Here is a 23,879-nt window from a genome sequence, read left to right as displayed (position 1 = left end):
TGACGGCCCAGTTGCCCTCGATTATTTCCGACGAGTTGGTGGCGCGCGGCGACTACCGCATGCCGGTGCACGCGTGCGGTTATAACTGGCTGGACTCCAACGACAGCGCCGCATCAAGACTGGCCGAACGCATCAATGAATTGATGCACCAGTACGGTCGCAACTGCCAACAGGTGATCCTGGTCACCCACTCCATGGGCGGGCTGGTGGCGCGCCGTTGTGCGCAGTTGCCGGGCATGGCCGACAAAATCGCCGGTGTCGTTCATGGGGTAATGCCCGCTACTGGCGCGCCGGTCGCTTATCGCCGCTGCAAGGTTGGCATGAGTGACGAAGACCCCATTGCCGGCGCGGTGATCGGCCCGTCCGGCCAGGAGGTCACCGCCGTGTTTGCCCAGGCGCCAGGCGCCTTGCAATTGCTGCCGACTCAGGATTACACCCCAGGTTGGCTGCGGTTGGTGGACGAGCGCGGCGCGCCGGCCATGCCGCGTCAGCCAGTAAAAGATCCTTACGAGGAGATTTATCTGCGCCGTGACCGTTGGTGGGGGTTGTTGCGTGAAGAGTGGTTGGCGCCGAAGGGTGGGGATCCGATCACGTGGGAAAATTTCGAGGAAAACATATCAGAGGCGAAACAGTTCCATCATAAAATCGCGGGCTCCTACCATCCGCAAACCTACGTCTACTACGGTAACGACGACAAACACCCCAGCTTCGAATCCATCACTTGGGAAATGCAACGCGGGTCTCGCCTCAACGGACCCAATGCCTCCCGACCTGATGCCTTCACGGTGTCCAACCTGCAGATGCATGAGGTCCGAGACGACGGACGCAGTCCGGTCTACGTAGGAGGGCAAGCAGAAGCCATTGCGCCCCCACGCGGCGACCCCGATATGCCGGTAAAAACCGTGCAGACCAGCTACTGGGAACTGCACTGCCGCATGCAGGACGGTGCCGGCGACGGCACTGTACCGGTGAGTTCTGGTCGCGCACCGGTGATGCTCGCGCGCAAGGACTCGATCCGCCAGCAGGTTCAAGCGCCCGGCTTTGACCATGAAGCGTCTTATGCCAACCCGTTAACCCAGCAATTCACCCTCTACTCCCTCATCAAAATCGCGGCGAAAGCCAAGAGGCCCCTATGCGTGGGTTGACCATTTTTTTGACATGCCTGCTGTTTGGGACGGTCGCTGCGTGCACCGCCTTCAAACAGCCCAGCGAACAGGAGAAAAAAACCGTGCACGAACTGACCAGCAACATGCGCACCTGGGCGCTGGGCCGGGGATTGATCGATGTGCCCGCCAATTGGACAGGCAGCGGGGATGTAAAACTGTATTACGGCCTGGGGGCCGATCACACATCCGTTGAGGTGCGCGTGCTGGGGGAGGGCGTGACGCAGGAACGATTTGATGCGGCCTTGCGCGAACGCGTGGGGCGGATTGCGGCGATCAAGAACTCGGAGATGAACGATATACCCATGCTGGTTTCTGCCCGGGAAGAAACACCGCAAAATGTCCTGTTGCAATACTACATGCGTAAAACACAGCGCCAGACCTTCGTTCACGAACTTCATCTACTGGTCGACGACGTCTACGTCATGCTCCGTGCTGATTCCTTCAAAGGCAAGATCGGTCCTGTCGAGAATCGCTTGTTAAAGCTGTCAAAGGAAATCTTCAAAGTCACCCCCGACAATGCAGGCGCAGGGTTCGCGCTTGGGCCGGTTGTGATTCGTAGTCATCACGATCAGGAGATTGCGACATTCAACTTCCGCCCCCCCGCTTCGGATGTATTGCTGAATATCTACATCAACGCGTTATCACCTGATGATGAAGATCGCTTGCAGGTTCGAACCCAAAAGGACGGGAAAATATTCCTCGCTGGCGACTACGAGCAATTGCGGATAGGCCAAATTCTATTGGCCGGCATGTCGGCCGAGGAGTCCTTGATCGGCTTCAGTGATGACACGCACCGTCAAATACTCTTTGTGAGCGAAAACTATCGCAATAATCCCTCCTTAAGTCGTCCAGCCATGAGTATTCGTTTATCGGCAGGTGGAAAAAAACGCACTGCCATAGATCCTGATAAACCTAGGGACCTCGTGCGCTGGACGCTTCCCGAGTTCGCCAACAAAGGCTATGACCTCCCGCTCTGGCAGCGCCCCGCCCGCCGCGCGCCCGTCAACCCCTCCCTCACCGACTACGAAGCCATGGCCGTGTGGGATGCGATCCTCAAGTCCGTGCGCCTGCGCCCCAATGCGGTCGCGCCCAAGCCGGACCCTTGGGCCAACTACCGTGGGCCCAGCGCTGCAGAAGCTGCCGAAAGCAAACGAATCCTCGATGAGTTCATCGCCAGCTTTGAAAAGCCCAAGCCATGACCATGGAGGCGCGTGAGAAAAAGAAAACAGCCTCATCGTCGGTAAGCAACGAACTTCGAACATTCGCTGGGAGCGATTTATGAAAACGGTCTGGACCAACCTCAAGCGCTGGGGCCTGGCGGTACTGCGTCGATTCAACCAGGCAACACCGGTATTGGTGCTGCTAAGCATGTTGTTCTTGCTGATCGCCATCTGGTGGCTGGGCCCGCAGTGGACCTGGCGTGAGCGCCAGCCATTGGGCGAGTTGGCGATGCGGGTCTCGGCCAGTGTGGTGGTGATCGTTGTGCCGCTGCTGATGTGGGCGTGGCACGTGCGCGAGCGCTACCAGCGTTGGCAGGCTGAACGCCAGCACGAGGCGGCGGTGCAGGTCGATCCGTGCCTGGCTTATATCGAAGCGCAGGAGCGGGCACTGGACCGCAGCCTCGGCAACCTGCTGAACAATATGGAGCGCCGTCGTTCGCTTTATCAACTGCCGTGGTACCTGGTGCTCGGTGAGGAGAATGCCGGCAAGACCAGCCTGATCACGCGCTCCAACCAAAGCTTTGCCTTGTCCCATATGACCAGGGCTGGGGTCAGGGCGAACCAGCAAGAGCCACTGGCGTGTCCGGTGGACTGGTGGATCGGTGATGAGGCGGTATTGATAGATCCGCCGGGTGAGTTCATCAGCCACCCGGATTCACCGGCTGAAAACGTCGAGCAGCAGGGGCAGGGCAAACCGGTACTGCCCGCTGGCACCCACGCGCGCCTTTGGTCGCACCTGCTCGACTGGCTGGCGCGCAACCGCAGCCGTCGGGCACTCAACGGTGTGGTGCTGGTGGTCGATGTGCAGGCCTTGCTGGCGCAGCGTCCCGAACAGCGCAGGGATCACGCCAACCTGCTGCGTATTCGGCTGTTTGAGCTGACGCGGCAGTTGGGCACGCGCTTGCCGGTGTACGTGATGCTGAGCAAGCTCGACCTGCTGGAAGGTTTCGAGGAGTTCTTCGCCCGCTTGTCGCGCAGTGGCCGTGCAGACCTGCTGGGGTTCACCTTCAGCCTTGACGCTGTAGACGATTTCGATGCCTGGTTGTTGGAGTTGATCGGCCAATATCAGGCCTTTATCTCCTGCTTGAGCGAACACGTGTTCGATGATATCGGTGATTCACGCACACAGATCGAACGCGACCGTTTGCAGGCGTTGATGCAGCAGATGGCAGGGTTGCGCGTGGCTCTGTTCTGCTTTCTCAATGAAATGCTGGGCAGTGATCGATTTACCACCCCGGTACTGGTGCGCGGGGTGTATTTTTCCTCGGTGTTGCAGCAGGGCACCTTGAGCAACGCCTTTATCAAAGAGGTGGGGGAGGCCTATCAGTTACCGCCACCACCGCCCGAGGTCAAGCCGGCCGGTGGCACGGTCATCTACTTTGTCCAGCAACTGTTCCAGCGGGTGATCTACCCCGAATCGGGGCTGGCGGGCGATAACATCAAGGTGGCCCGCAGCAAGCGGCGACTGCTGCTCGCGGGGTTCGGCGTCGCGTCTTTGGGGTGTCTGGTGATCATCGGCACCTGGCAGTTTTACTTCGATATCAACCGTGACAAGGCAGCCAGCGTATTGGCCAAGAGCCAGGAGTTCAGTGAGCGGGACATCGATGCCAAGCTCGACCCCACCGGGCGCAACCTGTTGCTGCCACTGGATCAGATCCGTGATGCGGTGCTGGTCTACGGCGACTACCGCCAAGCGTGGCCGTTGTTGTCGGATATGGGGCTGTACCAGGGGAGGGTGATCGGTCCCACGGTGGATGAGGCCTACTTGAACCTGCTGTCCAAACGCTTCCTGCCGGCGATTGCCAGTGGCGTGCTCGACGCTATCAACGCCGCGCCTGCGGGCAGCAATCAGCAATTGGCGGCCTTGCGCGTCTACCGCATGCTCGAAGAGCGGCAAAACCGACGCGCCGCGATTGTCGAAGAATGGGTCGCCAGGCAATGGCAGCGTGCCTATCCGGGCCAGGGTCAGTTGCAGGCGGATTTGATGGGGCACCTGGGCTACGCGCTGAAATACGCCGATGCCGACTTGCCGCATTACCGCGAACGCATTGCCCAGGTGCAGCAGCAACTGCGCCAGTTGCCCATGGCTGAACGGGTCTATATGAGCCTGAAACAGGACGCAGTGGAACGTTTGCATCGTCCGCTCGATTTGCGCAGCGAAGTGGGGCCGGCGTTCGATGTCGTCTACCGCCCACTGAACGGCGATCAAGCGGGCAGCGGCCTGCAGTTGCCTGCGCTGCTTACCGCCAAGGGCTTCAAAGATTACTTCGAGCCCGGCACCGAGGGCATCATCGAACTGGCGATGATCGACCAGTGGGTTCTCGGCGAACGGCAACGCCTGGACTACTCCGACGAAGACCGCAACGTACTGACCCAGCGAATTCGCGCCCTGTACAGCGCCGATTACGTGGACAGCTGGCGACGGGTCCTGAATCGGTTTGAGGTGACCGACTTCGATGACCTCGGCCACGGCGTGGCGGTGCTGGAACACGTCACCGGTCCGGCCGCGCCGCTACGGCGTTTGCTGGAAACCCTGCGCGACAACAGCGTGATCTACCCAGCCGTGCCTTCGGCCGAAGGGCAGGCATCGCGCGCGCTGCACAAGATCTCGGACGGCGAGCAACAAGCCGCCGGGATCCGCCGCGCATTTTCCAGCCTGGCCGAACTGATCACCGCGCAGGGCGAGCAGCCGTCCTACTACGAAGAAACCCTGCGCTCTGTCAGCGCCGTGCATGACTATGCCAAGGCCGTGCACGACAATCCCGACCCCGGCAAAGCCGCCCTTAAAACCGTGCTCAACCGCTTCTCACTGAGCGGTGCCGACCCCATCGCCAACCTGCAACGCGTCGCCGTGAGTCTGCCCGAGCCGTTGAACCAGCAGGTCAAAAAGCTTGCTGATCAGACCTCGCAGGTGTTGGTGATCGCCGCCCTGCGCGAGCTGGAAAAGCGCTGGGACAGTGACATCTACAGTTTTTACCGCGAACGTCTGGCGGGGCGTTATCCGTTCAAGGCCAGTGGCGAGGACGCGTCGCTGGATGATTTCGAAGCATTCTTCGGCCCGCAGGGGCGCCTGCAGCAGTTCCACGATCAATACCTGAACGTGTTCCTCAAGGACAACCTCGATGCCCTGTATTCAGATAGCCTCGGCGGCTATCTGGTACGCGGTGACGTGCTTGAACAGCTGAAAAAGGTCGAGCGCATCCGCGACACTTTCTTCAACCATCGCGGCCAGTTGGCAGTGCAACTCACCATCGAACCCCTGGCCCTGAGCGCGACACGCCTGAGCAGCATGCTCAGCGTCGACGGCCAACTCATCCCCTACCAACACGGCGCGCCGCAACGCACCGGGCTGGTGTGGCCCAACAGCCTGGGCAACAGCAACGGCAGTCAATTGACCCTGGTGCACAGCACTGGCAATACAGCGAGCTTGAGCTATCGCGGGCCGTGGTCGTTGTTCCGGTTGCTCAGTCGTGGGCACCTCAATGGGCGGACCGACACCAGCGTAGACCTGACCTTTGCCGTAGCCGATGGGTTGATGCGCTATCGGATTGGGGTGGAGAAGGTTAATAACCCGATTACCCAGCGCAGTTTTGAAGGGTTTGTGTTGCCCAGAACGTTGCTGGAAGAACGTCGATCAAAGAGCGCCGCAGGCAATGTTGAAGGTTTTGCAGCAACAGCGTTCAGCGAAGGACGCACACATCCGTAACCACAAGTGAAACAGGAACCTGTACATGGCAATCAAGCTACAAATATTGACCGAAGATCCCACGGAAATTGAGTTGATCGAGCGTTACTGGGCGGCCGATGAGTCAGGGCAGTACCTTGAAAAAGTAAGTGCTCTGGCAGACGTTATTGAAATGGCTCCAGGCGTTACGCTCGCAAGCTTCATACGGCAACGGTGCAAAGCGTTCGATGATAATCAGGTCTGCCCCAAGTGCGCACAACTGATCGAAATCAAGAGTCGCTCCGAAGCTAAAAAGGTCCCTCAGCGTTCCACCAGGCTTTGTACGCTGTGTCAGCACGACCAGGACGCGATTGCGCTTGCCGCTAAAAAGGCAAAAGCCGCAGAACTTGAACGGCAGTTGGCCGAGTACGCACGCAGGCAGTCAACCCGAACGGTGGACTACTCAGCAGTGCCGGACAGTCAGGTGCTGCTCCTGCTGGCGTTGGACAGGGCCGTTACGCCGAGACTGACCAATGGCAGCTTCAGATCAAGTGATTGTCGAGGACTGGCGCCTCGGTATGTCGATGAGTTCATGCTGCAATTACGCGACGCAGGGCTCGTGCTTGATGACCCCGGTAAAGCAAGCCCAGGTACCTACTATTGGGAAGGCGATGAAATTTGGATGGTGAGGGATCAAGTTGTCTATCGTTTGGCGCCGGATGCGGCGTCAAGGCGTGCGGAGGACGTTATTCGCAGCCTGTCGGATAGGGTCTACACCGATGCTGACGGGCTTTTCAACCTGTGGCTTGATTACGCAGTCGCTGATGTCATGCACTACCTGGCTACCCAATGCGAACTCTATAACCACCCACTGTCCGAAGAGGCGCTGGAGGAAATCAAAAGCACCCTGCGCTGCGCACTGGAAACCTACAGTGTTTCGCAGCTCTGGTCGGTGGTCTGGAAGGTTGTCCGAGACGCCGCGAGCCTCGCTAATCGCGAGTACTACAATCGCTGGAAAGCAGCCGCGACCATTCCCGGCAAGATTCGGCGAAACCTGGAAAAGGTGCGACGCGAGTCGATTGAACTCAAGGCATGGAGCCGCCCGGAGCAGCATCCTGCCGGCACACTGGGAATGGTGTTGGGCGAAGTTCTGGGTGTCGACGAAAATACCTCAGGCGCTAGAGTCTCTTCCCTTCTTGCCTGGCTCACGGGGCAGGCCTGTTCACCTCCTGCCGAAGCCGCCCTGGACGAGCCGGTACGGGAATTGATGACCCTGGCGCTGTCCCGTGGCATCGGTGCTTCAGTGATGCTGCGGTTCGCGCAATTGATTCGCGCCGGTCATGACGCTGGTTTTGCTATTGAAGAAATTGGTGAGGCGCTTCGGTCGTGAAGGGGGCAGGGTGCTTTAGAGCGTTTGCCAGGCAGCGAACAAGATTACGCTCACCGCCGACTCTCGAAGTTCGCGCGTAACAGCTTCGTACTCAAATCTTCCCAGTGCTCGACAAACGCCGCCCGAGCCGTTTCGAAATCCCGGCTACGCAAGCACTCTATCAAGTGCTCGTGGTCGGCGACGATAGCCTTGGGGTCTTCGTAGCAGGGTTGTTGCAGCACCAGCAGCAATTCGATCTCGCTCTCCAGCATGGCGTAGCTGCGTTGTAATCGCGGGCTGCCGCTGGCGCGGATTATTGCCCGGTGAAAGTCACCATCGGCAACCACAACCTCTGAACGGGGTGCATCGGCGGGGAACTGGCGCAACTTTTCCACGGCGCTCAGTGCGTCAGGAGGGATCACGCCGCTCAGAATAATCATGCGCACCGCTTCGGTTTCCAGCACCCCTCGCAACCTGGCGATATCCACGATTTCGTTCGGCCCGAACTCGGGTATGCAAAAGCCGCGATGCGGCACTTTGAGCAGCAGGCCGAATGAAACAAGCAGCTGCGCAGCGCTGCGGAACGTGTTGCGGGCGACTTCGTATTCCTCCGCCATTTTGATGTCGCGCAGAAATTCACCGGGCTCGAAATCACCGTTCAGGATTCTGGCTTTGAGCTTGGCAGCCAGCACCTCTACCGCCGACAGGTTGGCGGCGGGGGCTTGGATGTTGGTGGTCAGAAAATTCATTTCGTGCAAGACCCAGGTGGAGGCGCGGCTGAAGGCGATTCTAATACGTGTTGGGGATATTGCACCAGTGAGGATCTGGGTATTCCCAAAAATTGTGCGACAACTATAAAAAAACAAAAAAATTTTAATCTAATTATTTTTATTTAAATACAGATAGTTATGCGTAGATCGCGTGTTTTTTAAGGCGCTTTTTCAACTCGTCTCTGTTTTACCCTCTTTAAAATTAAAAAGTTGTAGCACAATATCGCTCCATCGAAGGCTGCTCTACACGGTCTTCCAAGGCCTGGAGTTCAGCAATGCGAGAGATGCACGAAGCTGTGGATACGGTCGGCCTTACGGCGTTGCAGGGCGATCTGGCGGCACCGTTTGCCCCAATTTCGTTAGAGGAGGCCGGACTGATTCTGCTGGATCAGTTCGGGATCAAAGCGGATCTGACGCGCTTCTCGACGGAAAAGGACGACACATTTCGCTGTGACGCTGCTGACGGAAAATCCTGCGTTCTCAAAATCTCCAATCCCCGGGAAGTGCCGGTTGAGCTGTCGCTGCAAATCGAAGTCATGCGCCATATTGGGCATACGGCTCCTGAGCTACCGGTGCCCAGGGTTTATCAGTCGCTGGAGGGTGATTACCTGACGCCCATCACCGCGGCCAATGGCGATGTCCGACACGTGAGGCTGATGAGCTTTCTGCCAGGCATGCCCTTGGATAAAACCAGCGCGAATGCGGAAATTCGTGAGCACATGGGCGAAATGCTTGCGCGCCTCAGGTTGGCCACCGCCGGGTTTTCCCACCCGGGCGAGTCTCGAAAAGTGTGCTGGGATGTTCAGCACCTGAGCACGCTTGAACCCCTGATGCGCTACGTGCCCGAGCGCGCGCTTCGGCAGTTGCTGGAAAAGGCACTCAATCGATTCCAGGACATCGAGGGCTTGATTGGCGGTTGTCGCAAACAAGTGCTGCATAACGACTTCAATACCTCAAACATCGTCATTGATCCGCACAACCCGAAGCTCGTCAGCGGCATTATCGACTTCGGTGACACCGTCAAAACCGCCATTGCCATTGATGTTTCCACCGCAATGATGAATCAGCTGGGCGTGGCCGGTGCAGGCAGCGACGTTGATCTCTTTGCCCCGGCAAACGAGGTGCTGAGGGGGTATTTGCGTGTCGCCGATCTGACCGCCGAAGAACTCGCCCTGATCCCCCATCTGGTCATGGCGCGCCTGGTCACCCGGGCCTTGCTCACCACCTGGAGGTCGCAGCTTTTTCCGCAAAACAGTGCCTACATCCTCAGGAATGCTGCCCCAGGCCTGGCTCAGCTGGACTGGATACTGCGCCGTTCACCGTCACACATGTCAGCGCTGCTGATGCCCTTCGCCGATTGATTCATCCTTGTGAGGATTCAAATGAGTAATTCAAACATCGAGGCTGTCCGCGGTGATATGCCCAACGGCTTCAACCCGGCCCATACCGAGCACCTGGACGCTGCGGCGCGTGAGCATATCCAGCGGCGCACCAACCTGCTGGGGCCTGGCTATCGGTTGTTCTATAACGAGCCGGTAGGCGTGGTCCGCGCCAAGGGTGCCTACCTCTACGACAAGGACGGTAACGAGTACCTGGACGCCTACAATAATGTGGTGTCGGCAGGGCATTGCCATCCGCGCGTTGTCGCCGCAATCACCCGGCAAATGAACACCTTGTGCAGCCACACCCGGTACATGCAGGAAGGGATTCTTGATTATGCCGAGCAACTGCGCGCTACCGCGGACGGCGAGATGGCGGCCGACGGCCAGATGATGTTTACCTGCAGCGGTTCGGAAGCCAACGATCTGGCAATCCGTATTGCACGCCATCACACCGGCAATACCGGCGTCATCGTCACCTCTGAGGCCTACCACGGCAACTCGGCAACGGTGGCGGCTTTTTCGCCCTCGCTGGGGGCCAATGCCAAACTCGATCCCTATGTACGCCGCGTGCCCGCGCCGGATTCCTACCGTATCCCGCGTGAAGCATTGGGGCGCTATATGGCCGATCAGGTCTCTGCCCAGATCCAGGATATTCAGCGCCATGGCGGCGGGGTCGCTGCCTTCATTGCCGACTGCCTGTTTTCGTCCGATGGCCTGTTCTGTGACCCGGTGGACGTGTTCGGGCCGATTGCCGAGGTAGTGCGCAAGGCCGGCGGCCTGTTTATTGCCGATGAGGTGCAGTCGGGATTTGGTCGCAGCGGCACGCATTTTTGGGGCCACCAGCGCCACGGCGTGGCTGCGGACATCATCACCATGGGCAAACCCATGGGTAACGGCTACCCCGTTGCCGGGCTGATGGTGCGCCCGCACGTGGTCGAAAGCTTTGGCCGTGACATGCGGTATTTCAACACCTTTGGCGGCAACAGCGTGGCCATTGCCGCCGCCCAGGCCACCCTCGACGTCATCCAGCAAGAGCAGCTCATGCTTAACGCCAAGCGCATCGGCGGACTGATCCTGGCAGGTCTCAGAGATCTGGCCGCGCGGTATGAGCAGATTGGCGATGTGCGCGGCACGGGCATGTACTTCGCCGTCGAGTTGGTCACAGACAGGGGCAGTAAAACCCCGGACATGAAAACCGCGCTTCGGCTGGTCAACCATTTACGTGAAAAGCGCGTGCTCATTTCCGCCACGGGACCTGACGCAAGCATCCTGAAAATTCGCCCCCCCTTGATCTGGACTGAGCGGGAGGTGGGCCGGCTGCTTGACGCCCTGGAGAGCGCGTTCGCTGCGTTGTGAAAAACACACGCCGGCTGCCTCGGCAAAATCTGCCGGGGCAGGCCTTTCAAACAGTGTTTTGTACCCGTTAAACGTTACTTTCAATCGGTTAACAGGGCGTCAGGGTGTTTCAATAGATCCATCACAGACCGCCGTGTGCCCCGAGTAAAGGCTTGACCCGTTGCGACCTCATTACTCACTCAGGACTGCACTCATGAGCTTTCTTCGCCCCAAGTACATTACTTTCGACTGCTACGGCACGTTGACCAATTTCAAAACCGCTGCCCTGACGCGCGAGTTTTTCGCCGATCGCGTCCCGGCCGAGCGGATGGATCAGTTCATCAAAGACTTCGCAGCCCATCGACTGGACCAGGTGATGGGCGACTGGCGCCCCTATGACGAGATTCTCAAGACAGCCCTGGCGCACACGTGCAAGCGCTGGGGCATTGAATATCGCGAAGAAGGCCAGCTGTACTACGACGCCGTACCAACCTGGGGTCCCCACGCGGACGTACCTGCAGGGCTGGCAAAAATTGCCGGCAAGATTCCCCTGGTGATTTTTTCCAACGCCATGGACGAGCAGATCATGCACAACGTCGACAAGCTTGGCGCCCCCTTCCATAAAGTCTTTACCGCCCAGCAGGCGCAGGCCTATAAACCGCGCCTGGCGGCGTTCGAATTCATGCTCGATAACCTGGGCTGCGGGCCGGAGGATGTGTTGCATGTGTCCTCAAGTTTTCGTTACGACCTGATGTCGGCCCACGACATGAAAATCAAGCACAAGGCGTTCGTTGCCCGTGGGCATGAACAGCCGGCGAACGCTGCCTTTGGCTACCACCAGATCCCGGATATTGGCGGGCTGCCAGGCCTGGTCGGACTCTAGCCCCATGACAACCCGGCATGCTGCGTCCCCCCGATTGATGCCCTTGCGCGCAGATCATCTACCGCAGGCGGTCGATCTCTCACGCGCCTTGGCGTGGCCGTACCGTGAGGCTGACTGGCGCTTTGCCTTTGAACTCGGCGCCGGTCTCGCGGTGGAGGCAGAAGGCCAACTGGTCGGCACTGCGCTGTGGTGGCCGCAAGGCGAAAGCCACGCCACGGCAGGCATGATCATTGTGTCATCAGCCCTGCAAGGCAAGGGCATCGGGCGCGCGCTGATGGACGGTTTGTTGCGGCGCACCGGCGAGCGAACGCTGCTGCTCGATTCCACTCAAGAGGGCCTGGCGCTGTATACGCGCCTGGGGTTCATCGCCCACGGGCAGATTTATCAGCATCAGGCGTTGCTGGATCAGGCGTCTCATTTTGCCGCCCTTGATGGGGCGCATGTCAGGTTCATGCAGGTCGAGGATGAGCAGTCGGTGCGACAGCTGGACAGGGCTGCCACTGGCAGGGATCGCAGCGCATTGTTAAGTCACTTGTTCGACATCGGCAGCCTCCTCGTCGTCGATCACGGTGATGGCGTGGCGGCTTATGCCTGCGCGCGCGAATGGGGCCGTGGCGTGGTAATCGGTCCGGTGATCGCTAGTGGGCCAGAGGCGGTGCCGGACGCCAAAGCGCTTGTCGCGGCATTCGTCGAGGCTCATCGAGACCGTTTCATTCGCCTCGACGTGACCCAAGACAGTGGCTTGTCACCCTGGCTGAGCGAAAACGGCTTGCCCTGCGTGGGTCATGCCACACCCATGGTGCGCACCACGCAAGCTCTACCGAACACTGCTGAAACGGACGCGCGTTTGTTTGCCCTGTCCAACCAGTCGATCGGCTGACCCCGTCAACCGCCGCAAAGCCTGCATGGCGCCAATGGCTCAATTACCCTCAGAGGATGGATGTTGCGTATGAAGATGATGCCGTATTGGCTGGACACCGCTCCCAGCTTTGCCGCGGGTGAGCGTGACGCGCCCAGTGGTGAGGTCGACGTGGCAATCGTCGGCGCCGGGTTTACCGGCCTGTCTGCGGCCATCGCGCTGGCCAAAAAGGGCGCAAGGGTCGCGGTGTTCGAGGCCGGGCGGGTCGGCAACGCAGCGTCCGGACGCAATGGCGGGATGTGCAATAACGGCTTTGCGCAGGACTACCACGCGCTATCGACCGCTATCGGACGCGAGCGCGCCAACCTGCTGTATCGCGCCTTTGACGCTGGCGTCAGTAAAGTGGAGTCACTGATCACGGAAGAGAACATTGACTGCAGTTTCAAGCGCGTCGGCAAGCTCAAGCTGGCGGCAAAGCCTGAGCACTTCGACAAGCTGGCCCGGTCCCAGGCGCTCATGGCACAGGAGTGCGACCCCGACACCTCCATGCTGACGCGCGAGCAGTTGAGCGGCGAAGTCGGCACAGGCCGTTATTTTGGTGGGCTGCTCTTCGGCAAGAGTGCCGGCATGCACGTGGGCCGCTATGGCCAGGGGCTCGCCGAGGCCGCCGCCCGGCGTGGCGTGCGCATCTACGAACAGGCGCCGGTGCTTGGCCTGTCCCGTCAGACAGGCACCGTGCATCAGGTGAAGACGCCACGCGGCGAGGTGCGTGCCAAACAGGTTTTGCTGGCGACCGGCACGTCTGCCGTTGGGCCGCTTTCCTGGTTTCGCCGACGCATCGTGCCGGTGGGGGCTTTTATCATTGTCACCGAGCCCTTGTCCGTCGAGTTGCTCGACCGTCTGGTGCCGAGTCGGCGCATGTACACCGATACGAAAAACTTCGTGAACTACTTTCGCATCACGCCGGACAACCGTTTGCTGTTCGGTGGCCGTGCGCGCTTTGCCACGTCCAACCCTGCCTCCGACGCGAAAAGCGGCGCCATCCTGCAAAAAGCGTTGCTCGATATCTTCCCCGAGCTGAGCGGTACGCGCATTGATTACTGCTGGGGAGGCATGGTGGACATGACCCGTGACCGGCTGCCCCGTGCCGGTGAGCACGACGGGTTGTTCTACTCCATGGGGTACAGCGGCCACGGCATGCATATGGCGACCTACATGGGCGCGATCATGGCCGAGGTGCTCGATGGTCGTGCCGACCTCAACCCATGGCGGGACTTTAATTGGCCCGCTATCCCGGGGCATTTCGGCAACCCATGGTTTCTGCCGTTGGTGGGCGCCTATTACCGGTTTCAGGACCTGGTGCGCTAAGCCGCGACCTGGATCGTTGCACGCTGCACGCCAGTCACATTGATGTTGGCATCACCGTCGTTCGCGACGCCGACGTGATGTTTTCACCGTTCTTCAAGGCAAACGCCCAGTGGAACGAGTCCGCCTGGAAGAACGAGCAATTCGACCAGTTGCTGTTGCTGGCCCGTGCCGAAACCGATGACGCCAGGCGCGGCACCCTGTACGCCGACAGGCAGACACTGGTGCACGATCATTGCGGCATTGGCGTACCGGTGTTCATCTGCGAGCGTAACCCTGAACGTCAATTCGGCGCCGTCCAGGAAGCGGTACTCCGATAGTGCATCTGGGCTGATCGCGGATGAAAAGATGCGACGACCAGATACCCACCATGGAGCGCAGCGATGAGTTGTGAAGAACCGATCAAGAATGAAAACGCACGCGGTATCGACGTGTCGCGCTGGCAGGGCAACATCGACTGGGCGTGCGTGGCGGGCGCCGGCATCACCCATGCGATAGCCAAGATGACCGAGGGCGGCGACTACACCGATCCCACATTTGTCGAGAACTTCCAGGGGATGAAGGCGAACGGCTTGAAGGCCGGGGTTTACCACTATTTCCGCGCGTTGAGTAGCACGCCGTGCGAGCAACTGGCCAATATCAAGGCGCGCCTCGCCGAGGTGGACTTCAAGCTCGGGCAGGACATTTTGGCCATTGATGTCGAGACCAATCGCAACGAAGGCGCCACTGCGGATCAGATGGCGGATGCCCTGTTCCAGTTGGTGACGCTTGTTCGGGTTTCGCTGCTGGAGGGGGCCTATCCGCATATTTATGCCTCGCCCAACATCTGGAACAACCGCGTGGCCTGGCGCCAATATGACTTCAGTGAATGCCCGCTGTGGATCGCCAACTGGAACGTCGCCGAGCCCACTGTGCCGGACACATGGAGCAAGCAGGGCAAGAGCTGGCAATGGTGGCAACACAGCAGCAAGGGACAGGTTGACGGGATCCGGGGGGCGGTGGATCTGAACTGGGTCAGGCCTTGATCGCAAGCAGCACCGGCGTCGCCGCGCGCTCGTTTTGGTATGACTCAGCTGGCTGAGTTGGCGGCTGTCTCCAACGTTGACGCGATGAGCTCGCGTAGCCATCTATGGGCAGGATCTCGATGCAGCCGTTCAGGCCATAACATCAGCATTTCAAAACCCGGGATGGCAAGCGGAGGCGCCTGGACATGAAGGGCTGGCTCATCTCGCACCAGCCTTTCAGGTACCACCGCGACCAGGTCGCTGTGCGCCAATGCTGAGACGAGTGAGTTGAAATTGGACACCGACAATACGACCCGTCGCTCCAGGCCTTTAGCTGCCAAAGCGTGGTCAGTACTCCCGACGAACCCCGCGCCATTGGGTGACATGACGGCGTGTTCAAGCCCGCAGAACGCTTTGAGCGATAGCCTGGTTGCCAAAGAGGGGTGACCGCGTCGCCCTGCAAGCACATAGCGGTCGTGAACTAACGAGCGCTGACGCAGTTTTGGCGACGCTTCATCGCGCGTGTGCAACGCCAGGTCGAGCTGGCCGTTTTCAAGATCATTGGCGAGGTTGGCGGGATGTTTGTTCAATAGCGCCAAGCGGGTATTCGGCGCCAGGCGCCTGAGCAGCGCCAGGGATGGCCAGACCAGAGCAGTGGTCGCGTAGTCACTGGCAGCAATCCTCCACGTCTGATTGGACACTGCGGGGTCAAAAGCAGCGACTGGGCTCAGCGCGTTTTCCAGGGCTACCAGCGCTTCACGCAGTGGCCCGCGCAATTCACGAGCGCGTTCGGTAGGCGACATCCCACGGGGGCCGGGCAATAACAAGGGATCGCCCAGAACCTCTCTTAGCCGTCCCAATTGCAGGCTCACCGTCGGTTGAGCAAGATTGAGCAATCGGGCCGCTCGTGTGACGTTTTGTTCGGACAGGAGCGCATCCAGCGTCACAAGCAAATTAAGATCCAGCCGGCGCAGGGTATTGTTCATGTAAATACCAACTGTTTCTGAAATTAATTTTCATGATATCGGATTCGTGGTTACCGTGAGCAATACATGAATTCGGAGCCCCCCATGAAGCTACTGCTGATCTATGCCCACCCCGAGCCCCGTTCACTCAATGGTTCGCTCAAGGATTTTGCGATCGCTCACCTGAAAACAGCAGGTCACGAGGTCAAGGTCTCGGATTTATATGCCATGCATTGGAAGGCGCCCATTGATCAGGAAGACGCCCCCGGCTACGACGACGAAAATCCGTTCAACCCTGCGCTGGAATCGCAGCGTGTATTTGCTGCCGGCACCCAGCCTGCAGATATCGCGCAGGAGCAGGCCAAATTGCTCTGGGCAGACGCCGTGATCTTTCAATTCCCACTGTGGTGGTTCTCAATGCCGGCAATCCTCAAGGGGTGGGTCGAACGCGTCTACGCCTATGGATTTGCCTATGGCGTCGGCGAACATAGCGAAAGCCACTGGGGTGATCGCTATGGCGAAGGCAGCATGGCAGGAAAGCGTGCAATGCTGGTGGTCACCATGGGCGGATGGGCCTCGCATTACAGTGGCCGAGGGGTAAACGGGGCGCTGGACGACCTGCTGTTCCCCATCCAGCACGGGGTACTTTTTTATCCGGGATTCACCGTCGTGCCGCCCTTGCCCATCTATAAAACCGGCAAAATGGACGCCGCCCGGTTCGAACAGCTCTGCGCGGCCTATGCTGCTCGGCTGGATAACCTGTTCATCGATCAGCCTTTGCCGTTTCGTCGCCAGAATGCCGGGGACTATGACATTCCTGCACTGACGCTCAGGCCGCATCTTGCACCGGGCCGTCACGATCTGGGCATCCATGCCCGTGAGGGCAGCGAGGGCTTAAGACAAGGGGCGGCCTGCACCCGGTGATGGTTAAGAAGAAGCCCTCCTTGCCAGCGCGCCCCGACCGTTAAGCAGCAGGCCTGACCCGAAAGGCCAGAAACACCGGGCCTGCGGGAAAGGAGCTGATTTCCAGCTCGTCCAGTGGATTGAGCGTGTTCATGCGGCTGCCGGCGTTGCTGTAAAGCGTATGGTCGCCCGCAGCGGCGAGGTTGATCTTGCCGGCGGCGGCCTGGATCAGCGTCACCTTGAACCCTTCGGTCACTTCCTCACCTATGGTCAGGGTGACGTCGGTGTTGCTGATGACCAGAATCGATTTGCCTGAATCGGCCATGGTCAGGGGGCGACTGCCGGTGATCGAGGTGTTGGTGTGCACGTGGCCACCGGCGTGGTAGGTCACCATCCTGGGGTCGGCGAACACGCGGGCGAAGGCGCCCACGTAATTGACGCTGGCGCGCATGTCATCAAATTGCTCGACCACATAGGTGCCGATGCTGCCGGCGGTGTCTGCGTCGGAGTCCAATACCCACTTGCGACCTACCAATAACCCGATCCGGGTGTGGGTGCGTACGCCCGTGCGCAATTCTTCGAGGTACAGCGTACCGATCTGGCCGCCGCCATTGCCCTGCACATAGGTAAGCCGCGCAATGGAGTGGCTGTTGCCCGTCGGGCTGCCCTGGGAGGTGTCGACCCGATAGTCGACACAGTCCGCCGAAAGGATGGTGGTCGTGGTGTGGGTGTTGGGCGCCCAGGTGAAATCCAGCACCCGGCCGGTTTTCGCCTGTTCCAGTGAGACCGTGGCCTGCGAAGTGGTGGTGGAGCCTGACTGCTTCAGATCGTCGGTCATGGTACTTGTCCTTAAGTGAGGTGTGTTTTAGCTGTTCATCCATACAGTAGTCGCAGTGTGATGATTGTGCGATGCGAGGCGACGAACTGCACAAGCGCGCCTCAGTTGCCTGCCGCGTCGCCATCCTGATGGAACTTCAACCGCGCAACAGTCCTCCACAAAGGATGCCCCCACAACCTGCCGCCAGAGCCGCCCATGACCCAATCGCCCAGCAATCGCGCATCGTCCAAACCGTCCCTGCGCCGGGCCATCACTGGCCCGATGCTGTTTCTGTTCATTCTGGGTGACGTGCTCGGCGCCGGCGTCTATGCGCTGGCCGGCACTATTGCAGGCGAGGTGGGCGGGGCGATCTGGGTGCCGCTGCTGGTGGCGCTGTTCTTCGCCATGCTCACCGCCGGCTCCTACGCGGAGCTGGTGACCAAGTACCCGCACGCGGGCGCCGCGTCAGTCTTCGCCGAAAAGGCTTTCAAGTCGCCGCTGATTTCCTTTCTGGTGGGCTTCAGCATGCTCGCCGCCGCGGTGACCAGTGCCGCCGGGCTTTCGCTGGCGTTTGCCGGCGACTACCTGGCAGCGTTCATCGATATCTCGCCCCATCTGGCTGCGCTGATCTTTCTGGTAGTCATTGCGCTGCTCAATGCGCGCGGGATCAAGGAGTCCCTGGGCGCGAACATGCTCATGACGGCCATCGAACTGTCCGGGCTGTTGCTGGTGGTGGTCGCGGCCGCCTGGTGTTTCCAGGCGGGCGAAGCCAACCTGGGCCGCGCGTTCGAGTTCAAGCCCGGCATCAACCCGATGCTCGCCGTGCTTGGCGCGGCGTTGCTGGCGTTCTATTCGTTTGTCGGCTTCGAGACATCGGCCAACCTCGCCGAGGAAATCCGAGACGTGCGCAAGGTGTACCCGCGTGCGCTGTTCGGCGCGCTGGTCACGGCGGGCATCGTTTACATGGCGGTAGGCGTCGCCGCCTCCACCGTGCTGCCGATGGACCGGCTGATGGCGACGTCGGCGCCGTTGCTGGAAGTGGTGCGCGCGTCAGGCTTGAACATACCGCCCAGACTGTTTGCGTTCATTGCTTTGGTGGCGGTGGCCAACGGCGCGCTGCTGACCATGATCATGGCCAGCCGCCTCACCTACGGCATGGCCCGCCTGGGCCTGTTGCCCGAGCCGCTGTCGCGGGTGCTGCCCAAGCGGCGTACGCCCTGGGTGGCAATCATCGCCAGCAGCCTGGTGGCCATTGCCTTGACGTTGACCGGCACCCTGGCGGCCTTGGCGCAGACGGTGGTGCTGTTGCTGCTCTTTGTGTTTCTGAGCACGAATCTGGCGGTGCTGGTACTGCGTCGTGACACCCTCGACGTCGACCATTTTCGCGTGCCCACCTGGGTGCCGGTGCTGGCGATTGTGTCGTGCCTGCTGCTGCTCAGCCAGCAGAGCCTCGACACCTGGTTGCGGGGCGGGGCGCTGCTGCTGTTGGGGATGGCGTTGTACGGCTGCAACCGGCTGGCGACCCGACCTAAAGCTTGAACTGTCGGGTCAGCTGATTGAGGTCGGTCGCCAGTTTGGTCAGCTCGGCCGTGGCAATTGCCGTCTGGCTTGAGCCCTCTGCTGCTTCGCTGGACAAGTCGCGGATGCTCACCAGGTTGCGATCCACTTCCCGTGCGACCTGGGCTTGTTCCTCGGCGGCGGTGGCAATCATCAGGTTGCGCTCGTTGATCTGACTCAGCGATTCGGTGATGTCGCCCAGCACCTTACCGGCGCCATTGGCCATTTCCAGGGTCTGGCTGGCTTGAACGCTGGTCTGGTTCATCGACGACACCGCATTGCCTGTGCCCGTCTGGATCGAGCTGACCATCTGCTCGATTTCCTGGGTGGATTTCTGCGTGCGATGGGCCAGGGCTCTCACTTCATCGGCCACCACCGCGAAGCCACGACCGGCTTCACCGGCGCGCGCGGCTTCAATGGCGGCGTTCAAGGCCAGCAAGTTGGTTTGCTCGGCAATCGCCCGGATCACGTCCAGCACCTTGCTGATGTCATTGGCCATGGTCGCCAGCACTTGCACTTCACCGGAGGTGGACTGCACGTTGGCGACCATCAGGTTGATGGCCGCGACGGTGTCGTTCACCTGATTGCGCCCCGCGATGGCAGCCGAGCTGGATTGCGCGGTCAGCTCGGAGGTGGTGGCCGCATTGCCTGCGACTTCCTCCACGGCGGCGGTCATTTCGGTGACGGCGGTGGCCGCCATTTCGATTTCATGGTTCTGCCGCTGGATGGTGCGCGACGCGCCCTCGGTCACGGCGTGCATTTCTTCGGAAGTGGCCGCCAGTTGCGTGGAGGAGTCGCCGATCAGCGCCAGTGCGTCACGCAGATTGGACTGCATGGTGGCGATGGCTTTTGACAGTTGCGCCGCTTCATCGGAACCTTCCACCTCAATACGCTGGCTCAAGTCATTGGCGGCGATGCGTTGGGCCATCAGCAGGGATTGATTGATCGGCACCGTGAGACTGCGGGTGTAAAGCCAGGCCAGCAGTAATGAGGCGGTTATCGACAGGAGCAGGAACACGCCGACGATCATCAGTGTTTGCGCATAAACGTCATCGGCATCCTGTCCGGCTTTTTTTGCTTTGTCCTGGTTAACGCTGATAAGCGCCTTTAATGCAGTTTCTACATTATCCGCCGCTAATTTCATTGGCCCGTTTGATATGGCGACTGCACCTTCCAGTTGTTGTGCGCTCACCAGGGCAAGGTAATTGTCTTGAGTCTTGAAATAGTCGGCTTGTACTTCGCGTAAATGTGCAAACGCTTCCTGGCCTCGCGGCGTGACAATAAGGTTTTTCAAGGACTGCGCATATTGATCGATCAACTGCCGCGATTGCTGGATATCGCTGACCGCCTTGGTACGGCGCTCCTGGGGCTCGATGGGGTTGCGCACCCTGGCGTTGTTGCCTCGAATGGTTACGAACTCCCGGTCCAACTGGCCCAGTAGTTGGACGCTGGGCAATACGTTGGTTTCGACATACTTTTCTGCTGTTCTCAGCAGTCCGGCCTGCCTGAGGGCGAGCAATCCCATCGCAATAATGATCAGGCAGAAAAAACCGAAACAAACAGCAGATCGCGGTGCGAGATTTAGTTTTCGCAAAAGCATTATTAATTCCTCAGGTGTGTGCGCATTCGCTCATGGAATTAATATCGACATAGTTGTTGGGAACTTTAAGTTCTTGTAAAAGACTGTTTTTGATTTTCAAAGCGTCGAGTTAGTCAATGATAATTAGATATCCAATTGTTTCGGCATTCACAAAATCTCACTCCTGCACCCACTGCACGCTGTCGAACACAACGCCTGGGCTCAGAAAACCCTGGCCGGTTTTGCCCGATGCAACGCCAACCTCCAGGGTATTTACCCCCACACGCAGTGCCGTGGCCGGAACACTGACTTCGAACACCGTATTGTTGCCTCTATAAGTCCCGCGGGTGATGCCACGGCTGTCGGGCTGGTTGGACGCCTGCGGCACCGGCGCCGTCCACTGCTGATTCACGCTCACCGTCGGGCGCCCACCGGCTTGAGCCAACGAGATGAACAGGCGCAGGCGGCAGGCGCGCAGCTCATTGGCGGCCAGCACGAACTGGATGCGCGTGGGGCTGTTGACGTCTCGCCACTGCGCAGCGGGGAAGGCGTCGGGCCTGTCGGTGCCGACGCGGTAGGTGACCGGCTCCCATGGCTTCATGCGTGCATCACTGGGGTGCGCGGAGGCCAGCAGATGCGCATTGAGAAACCCGGTCGGTGTGCCATCGGGTAGGCCGATCTGCCATTTCACCTCGCCCGCCAGCGGATGCGCCTGCACGCTCGCCTGGCTGGTAGCGCCTGCGCTGATATCCACCCAGCTCTGCGCCACCTCAAGTTCGCCCTGATACAGCGTCATGCGGTAATGCCCCGGTCGAACCCCCGTCAACTGAAACCGCCCGCTGCCGTCGGCCCGCGCCCAGTATTGGGCGTTGGCATTGCTCAGGCCCACCACCGCCGGCAGTCCATGGGCCACGCCGCCAACCTGGCCGGCGACGGCACCGCGTTCTGCGCTGCCCACAAAGCCGGCAAGCCCGAGATGATTGTCGACGAACCCCAGGTCGGTCAACGCTGCGCCGGGCGCGTCACCGTCGGTGAACAGCAGGCCGTAGACGCCGTGCAGGCCGCCGCGAAAGCGCTCGGTCTGGGTGTGGTTGGAGAACATGTAGTTGTACAGCTCGTGGGTGACCGGGGTTTTCTGCGTGGCAATGTCCTTGAAGAACGGGCCACCCGCGCTCAGCTCGCGGTTGCCCATCAGCATGTACACCGCCACCCCCGGGCCTTTGACGCCGTGCAGGGGGTCATCGATCATGGGTTGCGCCGAGTAGAACTTGGAACTGGTGCGCCCATCGGCCAGCAAAAACACGTCCTTGCCTTCGATGGCCGTGCCGACATTGGAGTCGGTGCCACGCTGGGCCTTGGGTAGCTTGCTGACATTCAGCCGCGCCACAAAGCGCAGCTCGCCCACCGGCAGCAGGGTCGGCGCGTAGGTCGCCATGTAGATCGCCGCGCGGCCTTTGTTGGCGAGGTAGTAGTGGATCAGCTCACCCGACCGTGCGCTGATCACAATCACATCGCCCACGGTGCGTGCCTCCACCTGTGCGCTGCCAAGGCCCGAAGCTATCTGCGAAGCCTTGGGTTCGGTGGTCTGCAGTTCGTTGCCGCGATAGCGCATCGAGACCAGATCGCCGTTGCGCGTGTCCACGCTGAAAACCAGGTTGGCGCCGGTGTCGACCACGATGCGCGCGTCACTGCGGGTAAAGCCGAAACCGGCGGCGTGGGCCTGGGCCGCCAGGGTGCACAGCACGATCAGCATGAGACGTCGCATCAGCCTTTCTCCAGGTTCATATGGCCCGCACCGGCATCACGGGGCACCTGCAGGCGTACCCTGTCGGGCGGCTGCGGTGCCACGAGGTACTGGCGGTATTGACTGAACGCTTGCAGTGCCGCCGCGTCCTGCGGGCGATAATCGTCGCCACTCTGATGCTGCTGGTTCGGCACACAGAGCCTGCCGATGGCTGCCTGGCACGCGTTATCGGCGGCGGGGGCGAAGAGGGCGAAGGCGGTGCCGGGCTGGCGCGTATCGTTGAACAGCGGGTGCGACACGTCGTCGAAGACATTGCCTTCCACCAGCAGATGGGCGCTGTCGGTGCGCGACATGATCGCGCCCTGGTACGTCAAGTGGACGAACACATTGTTGACCAGTTGTGCATGCACCTCGGCGTCGCCCATTCCGCCGGCGTGAGGCGCACGGCCCGAGGTGTCGTGCACGTAGTTGCCCACCAGCGTCAGGGTGTCGTGGTGGCCAAGAAACAGCCAGACCCAGTAGTGGTGACCGTCACAGGTCGCTGAATAGGGCGTGCGACCATCGAATTCATTGTTGGAAATCGTCACGTGGGTGGCGCTGCCCCAGCCGCTCACGATCATCTGCCGGCCGATTCGCGCGAAGGTGTTGTGGTCGATCCACACGCCGTCGGCATCGTCCAGGGTCAGCGCATCGCCGCCCCAGACCACGCGGGGGTTAATGTCCGAGAGCGTGAGGTTACGCACGATGACATTGCGCGCGCCGCCGCCGATCAACAAGCCCATGCCCTGGATCCCGGCATGGGCGCCCACACCCAGCAGCGTCTTGTTCGAGCCGACCTTCAGGCGCTGCAGGCCGGCCTTGTCATAGCTTACCGTGGCCGGCGGTTTGGACTGGCAAAAATGGTTGGCGCCGTCGATGGCCCACTGGCCACCGCCCTTGGGGCAGGCGTTGGCCATGCAACCGGCCTCGGTCACCCGGGCGCTGCCGTCGGTCACCACGGCGCCGCGAAAGTCGAATGTATGGTCCAGGGCGATCACGCGCGGCGTGGTGTCAGTGCAGTTGCCGCGTGCATCGAAGCGGTCGCACAGGGCGGCTTTCAACTCGGCCGGGGTGGCGGGGTGCACGGCGACAGCCTGTCCGCCGCCGCTGACGCCCTGGGCAAAACCCTGAGGCGTCGCAGCGGCGTGGCACAGCGGCACCGCCAGCAAACACAGGCAGAGCACAAAAGAATTTCGACGCATCATCGGCATGTTCCTGAGTGGCCTACCGCAGGCCGGCCATCATCCAAATACCCGGG

The 23,879-nt window shown here is 60.3% G+C and carries 18 protein-coding genes and 1 pseudogene; 13 read left to right on the top strand and 6 right to left on the bottom strand.

Annotated features, from left to right (window positions below; genetic code table 11):
• The 4 genes from TU79_RS19440 to TU79_RS19425 form a co-directional block, all read left to right on the top strand.
• Window positions 1-1,145: esterase/lipase family protein (locus TU79_RS19440; RefSeq protein ID WP_156418200.1), on the top strand; the 1,145-nt coding region annotated here is incomplete at its 5' end.
• Complete coding sequence (locus TU79_RS19435) at window positions 1,133-2,365, top strand: T6SS immunity protein Tli4 family protein (protein ID WP_057009523.1); 1,233 nt, start codon at window positions 1,133-1,135, stop codon at window positions 2,363-2,365. The genes TU79_RS19440 and TU79_RS19435, both read left to right, overlap by 13 nt.
• 79 nt (window positions 2,366-2,444) lie before the next feature.
• On the top strand, window positions 2,445-6,092 hold the full coding sequence (tssM, locus tag TU79_RS19430) for a type VI secretion system membrane subunit TssM (RefSeq protein ID WP_057009522.1): 3,648 nt from the start codon (window positions 2,445-2,447) through the stop codon (window positions 6,090-6,092).
• Window positions 6,093-6,117: 25 nt separating this feature from the next.
• Window positions 6,118-7,440, top strand: a complete 1,323-nt coding sequence (locus TU79_RS19425; protein WP_057009521.1) for a hypothetical protein — start codon at window positions 6,118-6,120, stop codon at window positions 7,438-7,440.
• A gap of 50 nt (window positions 7,441-7,490) precedes the next feature.
• On the opposite strand, the gene TU79_RS19420 is transcribed toward TU79_RS19425, so the two are convergent.
• Window positions 7,491-8,168, bottom strand: a complete 678-nt coding sequence (locus TU79_RS19420) for a GntR family transcriptional regulator (protein ID WP_057009520.1) — start codon at window positions 8,166-8,168, stop codon at window positions 7,491-7,493.
• A gap of 296 nt (window positions 8,169-8,464) precedes the next feature.
• On the opposite strand from TU79_RS19420, the gene TU79_RS19415 reads away from it, so the two are divergent.
• The 7 genes and pseudogenes from TU79_RS19415 (at window position 8,465) to TU79_RS19385 (ending at window position 15,038) form a co-directional block, all read left to right on the top strand.
• Entirely contained in the window at window positions 8,465-9,550 is a 1,086-nt protein-coding gene (locus tag TU79_RS19415) for a phosphotransferase (RefSeq protein WP_057009519.1), read from the top strand.
• Between the two features lie 21 nt (window positions 9,551-9,571).
• Complete coding sequence (locus tag TU79_RS19410) at window positions 9,572-10,927, top strand: aspartate aminotransferase family protein (protein ID WP_057009518.1); 1,356 nt, start codon at window positions 9,572-9,574, stop codon at window positions 10,925-10,927.
• A gap of 193 nt (window positions 10,928-11,120) precedes the next feature.
• On the top strand, window positions 11,121-11,789 hold the full coding sequence (locus tag TU79_RS19405; protein ID WP_057009517.1) for a haloacid dehalogenase type II: 669 nt from the start codon (window positions 11,121-11,123) through the stop codon (window positions 11,787-11,789).
• 37 nt (window positions 11,790-11,826) lie between these two features.
• Window positions 11,827-12,669: a GNAT family N-acetyltransferase gene (locus TU79_RS19400; RefSeq protein WP_231986918.1), complete on the top strand. Its 843-nt coding sequence runs from the start codon at window positions 11,827-11,829 to the stop codon at window positions 12,667-12,669.
• Between the two features lie 69 nt (window positions 12,670-12,738).
• On the top strand, window positions 12,739-14,016 hold the full coding sequence (locus tag TU79_RS19395) for an NAD(P)/FAD-dependent oxidoreductase (protein WP_057009515.1): 1,278 nt from the start codon (window positions 12,739-12,741) through the stop codon (window positions 14,014-14,016).
• A 65-nt stretch (window positions 14,017-14,081) separates the two neighbouring features.
• Window positions 14,082-14,276, top strand: a pseudogene (locus tag TU79_RS19390) (ABC transporter substrate-binding protein); the annotation flags it as partial.
• A 120-nt stretch (window positions 14,277-14,396) separates the two neighbouring features.
• Window positions 14,397-15,038: a glycoside hydrolase family 25 protein gene (locus TU79_RS19385; RefSeq protein ID WP_057009513.1), complete on the top strand. Its 642-nt coding sequence runs from the start codon at window positions 14,397-14,399 to the stop codon at window positions 15,036-15,038.
• A 44-nt stretch (window positions 15,039-15,082) separates the two neighbouring features.
• Here the strand turns inward: TU79_RS19385 and TU79_RS19380 are convergent, their stop codons facing one another.
• Window positions 15,083-16,003, bottom strand: a complete 921-nt coding sequence (locus TU79_RS19380) for a LysR family transcriptional regulator (RefSeq protein WP_057009512.1) — start codon at window positions 16,001-16,003, stop codon at window positions 15,083-15,085.
• A gap of 84 nt (window positions 16,004-16,087) precedes the next feature.
• Between TU79_RS19380 and TU79_RS19375 the strand changes: the two genes are divergently transcribed.
• Entirely contained in the window at window positions 16,088-16,906 is an 819-nt protein-coding gene (locus TU79_RS19375) for an NAD(P)H-dependent oxidoreductase (protein WP_057009511.1), read from the top strand.
• Window positions 16,907-16,946: 40 nt separating this feature from the next.
• Here the strand turns inward: TU79_RS19375 and TU79_RS19370 are convergent, their stop codons facing one another.
• Window positions 16,947-17,723, bottom strand: a complete 777-nt coding sequence (locus tag TU79_RS19370; RefSeq protein ID WP_057009510.1) for a hypothetical protein — start codon at window positions 17,721-17,723, stop codon at window positions 16,947-16,949.
• A 195-nt stretch (window positions 17,724-17,918) separates the two neighbouring features.
• On the opposite strand from TU79_RS19370, the gene TU79_RS19365 reads away from it, so the two are divergent.
• Window positions 17,919-19,241 carry an APC family permease gene (locus tag TU79_RS19365; RefSeq protein WP_057009509.1) on the top strand — a complete coding sequence of 441 codons (1,323 nt, stop codon included), beginning with the start codon at window positions 17,919-17,921 and terminating at the stop codon, window positions 19,239-19,241.
• Here TU79_RS19365 and TU79_RS19360 read toward each other — a convergent pair.
• The 3 genes from TU79_RS19360 to TU79_RS19350 all read right to left on the bottom strand — a co-directional run bounded on the left by TU79_RS19360 (window position 19,231) and on the right by TU79_RS19350 (window position 23,826).
• Window positions 19,231-20,859, bottom strand: a complete 1,629-nt coding sequence (locus TU79_RS19360) for a methyl-accepting chemotaxis protein (protein WP_057009508.1) — start codon at window positions 20,857-20,859, stop codon at window positions 19,231-19,233. The genes TU79_RS19365 and TU79_RS19360 overlap by 11 nt on opposite strands.
• A gap of 157 nt (window positions 20,860-21,016) precedes the next feature.
• The gene (locus tag TU79_RS19355; protein WP_057009507.1) at window positions 21,017-22,603 is read right to left on the bottom strand and encodes a rhamnogalacturonan lyase B N-terminal domain-containing protein; all 1,587 of its coding nucleotides are present in this window, start codon (window positions 22,601-22,603) and stop codon (window positions 21,017-21,019) included.
• Window positions 22,603-23,826 carry a pectate lyase family protein gene (locus TU79_RS19350; RefSeq protein WP_057009506.1) on the bottom strand — a complete coding sequence of 408 codons (1,224 nt, stop codon included), beginning with the start codon at window positions 23,824-23,826 and terminating at the stop codon, window positions 22,603-22,605. Before TU79_RS19350 ends, TU79_RS19355 begins: the two co-directional genes overlap by 1 nt.
• Window positions 23,827-23,879: the final 53 nt, after the last annotated feature.

The organism is Pseudomonas trivialis, from assembly GCF_001439805.1.
GTDB classification, from domain to species: Bacteria; Pseudomonadota; Gammaproteobacteria; order Pseudomonadales; family Pseudomonadaceae; genus Aquipseudomonas; species Aquipseudomonas trivialis.
Note: the sequence above shows the minus strand (reverse complement) of the source record. Positions and strands in the feature narration are given on the sequence as shown.

Excerpts from the sequence above, each read along its gene's own strand:
- TU79_RS19360 (WP_057009508.1), bottom strand. The coding sequence starts at position 20,859 with ATGCTTTTGCGAAAACTAAATCTCGCACCGCGATCTGCTGTTTGTTTC.
- tssM (WP_057009522.1), top strand. The coding sequence starts at position 2,445 with ATGAAAACGGTCTGGACCAACCTCAAGCGCTGGGGCCTGGCGGTACTG.
- TU79_RS19415 (WP_057009519.1), top strand. The coding sequence starts at position 8,465 with ATGCGAGAGATGCACGAAGCTGTGGATACGGTCGGCCTTACGGCGTTG.
- TU79_RS19425 (WP_057009521.1), top strand. The coding sequence starts at position 6,118 with ATGGCAATCAAGCTACAAATATTGACCGAAGATCCCACGGAAATTGAG.
- TU79_RS19375 (WP_057009511.1), top strand. The coding sequence starts at position 16,088 with ATGAAGCTACTGCTGATCTATGCCCACCCCGAGCCCCGTTCACTCAAT.
- TU79_RS19405 (WP_057009517.1), top strand. The coding sequence starts at position 11,121 with ATGAGCTTTCTTCGCCCCAAGTACATTACTTTCGACTGCTACGGCACG.
- TU79_RS19355 (WP_057009507.1), bottom strand. The coding sequence starts at position 22,603 with ATGCGACGTCTCATGCTGATCGTGCTGTGCACCCTGGCGGCCCAGGCC.
- TU79_RS19400 (WP_231986918.1), top strand. The coding sequence starts at position 11,827 with ATGCCCTTGCGCGCAGATCATCTACCGCAGGCGGTCGATCTCTCACGC.
- TU79_RS19385 (WP_057009513.1), top strand. The coding sequence starts at position 14,397 with ATGAGTTGTGAAGAACCGATCAAGAATGAAAACGCACGCGGTATCGAC.
- TU79_RS19370 (WP_057009510.1), bottom strand. The coding sequence starts at position 17,723 with ATGACCGACGATCTGAAGCAGTCAGGCTCCACCACCACTTCGCAGGCC.
- TU79_RS19395 (WP_057009515.1), top strand. The coding sequence starts at position 12,739 with ATGAAGATGATGCCGTATTGGCTGGACACCGCTCCCAGCTTTGCCGCG.
- TU79_RS19380 (WP_057009512.1), bottom strand. The coding sequence starts at position 16,003 with ATGAACAATACCCTGCGCCGGCTGGATCTTAATTTGCTTGTGACGCTG.
- TU79_RS19350 (WP_057009506.1), bottom strand. The coding sequence starts at position 23,826 with ATGATGCGTCGAAATTCTTTTGTGCTCTGCCTGTGTTTGCTGGCGGTG.
- TU79_RS19410 (WP_057009518.1), top strand. The coding sequence starts at position 9,572 with ATGAGTAATTCAAACATCGAGGCTGTCCGCGGTGATATGCCCAACGGC.
- TU79_RS19420 (WP_057009520.1), bottom strand. The coding sequence starts at position 8,168 with ATGAATTTTCTGACCACCAACATCCAAGCCCCCGCCGCCAACCTGTCG.
- TU79_RS19365 (WP_057009509.1), top strand. The coding sequence starts at position 17,919 with ATGACCCAATCGCCCAGCAATCGCGCATCGTCCAAACCGTCCCTGCGC.
- TU79_RS19435 (WP_057009523.1), top strand. The coding sequence starts at position 1,133 with ATGCGTGGGTTGACCATTTTTTTGACATGCCTGCTGTTTGGGACGGTC.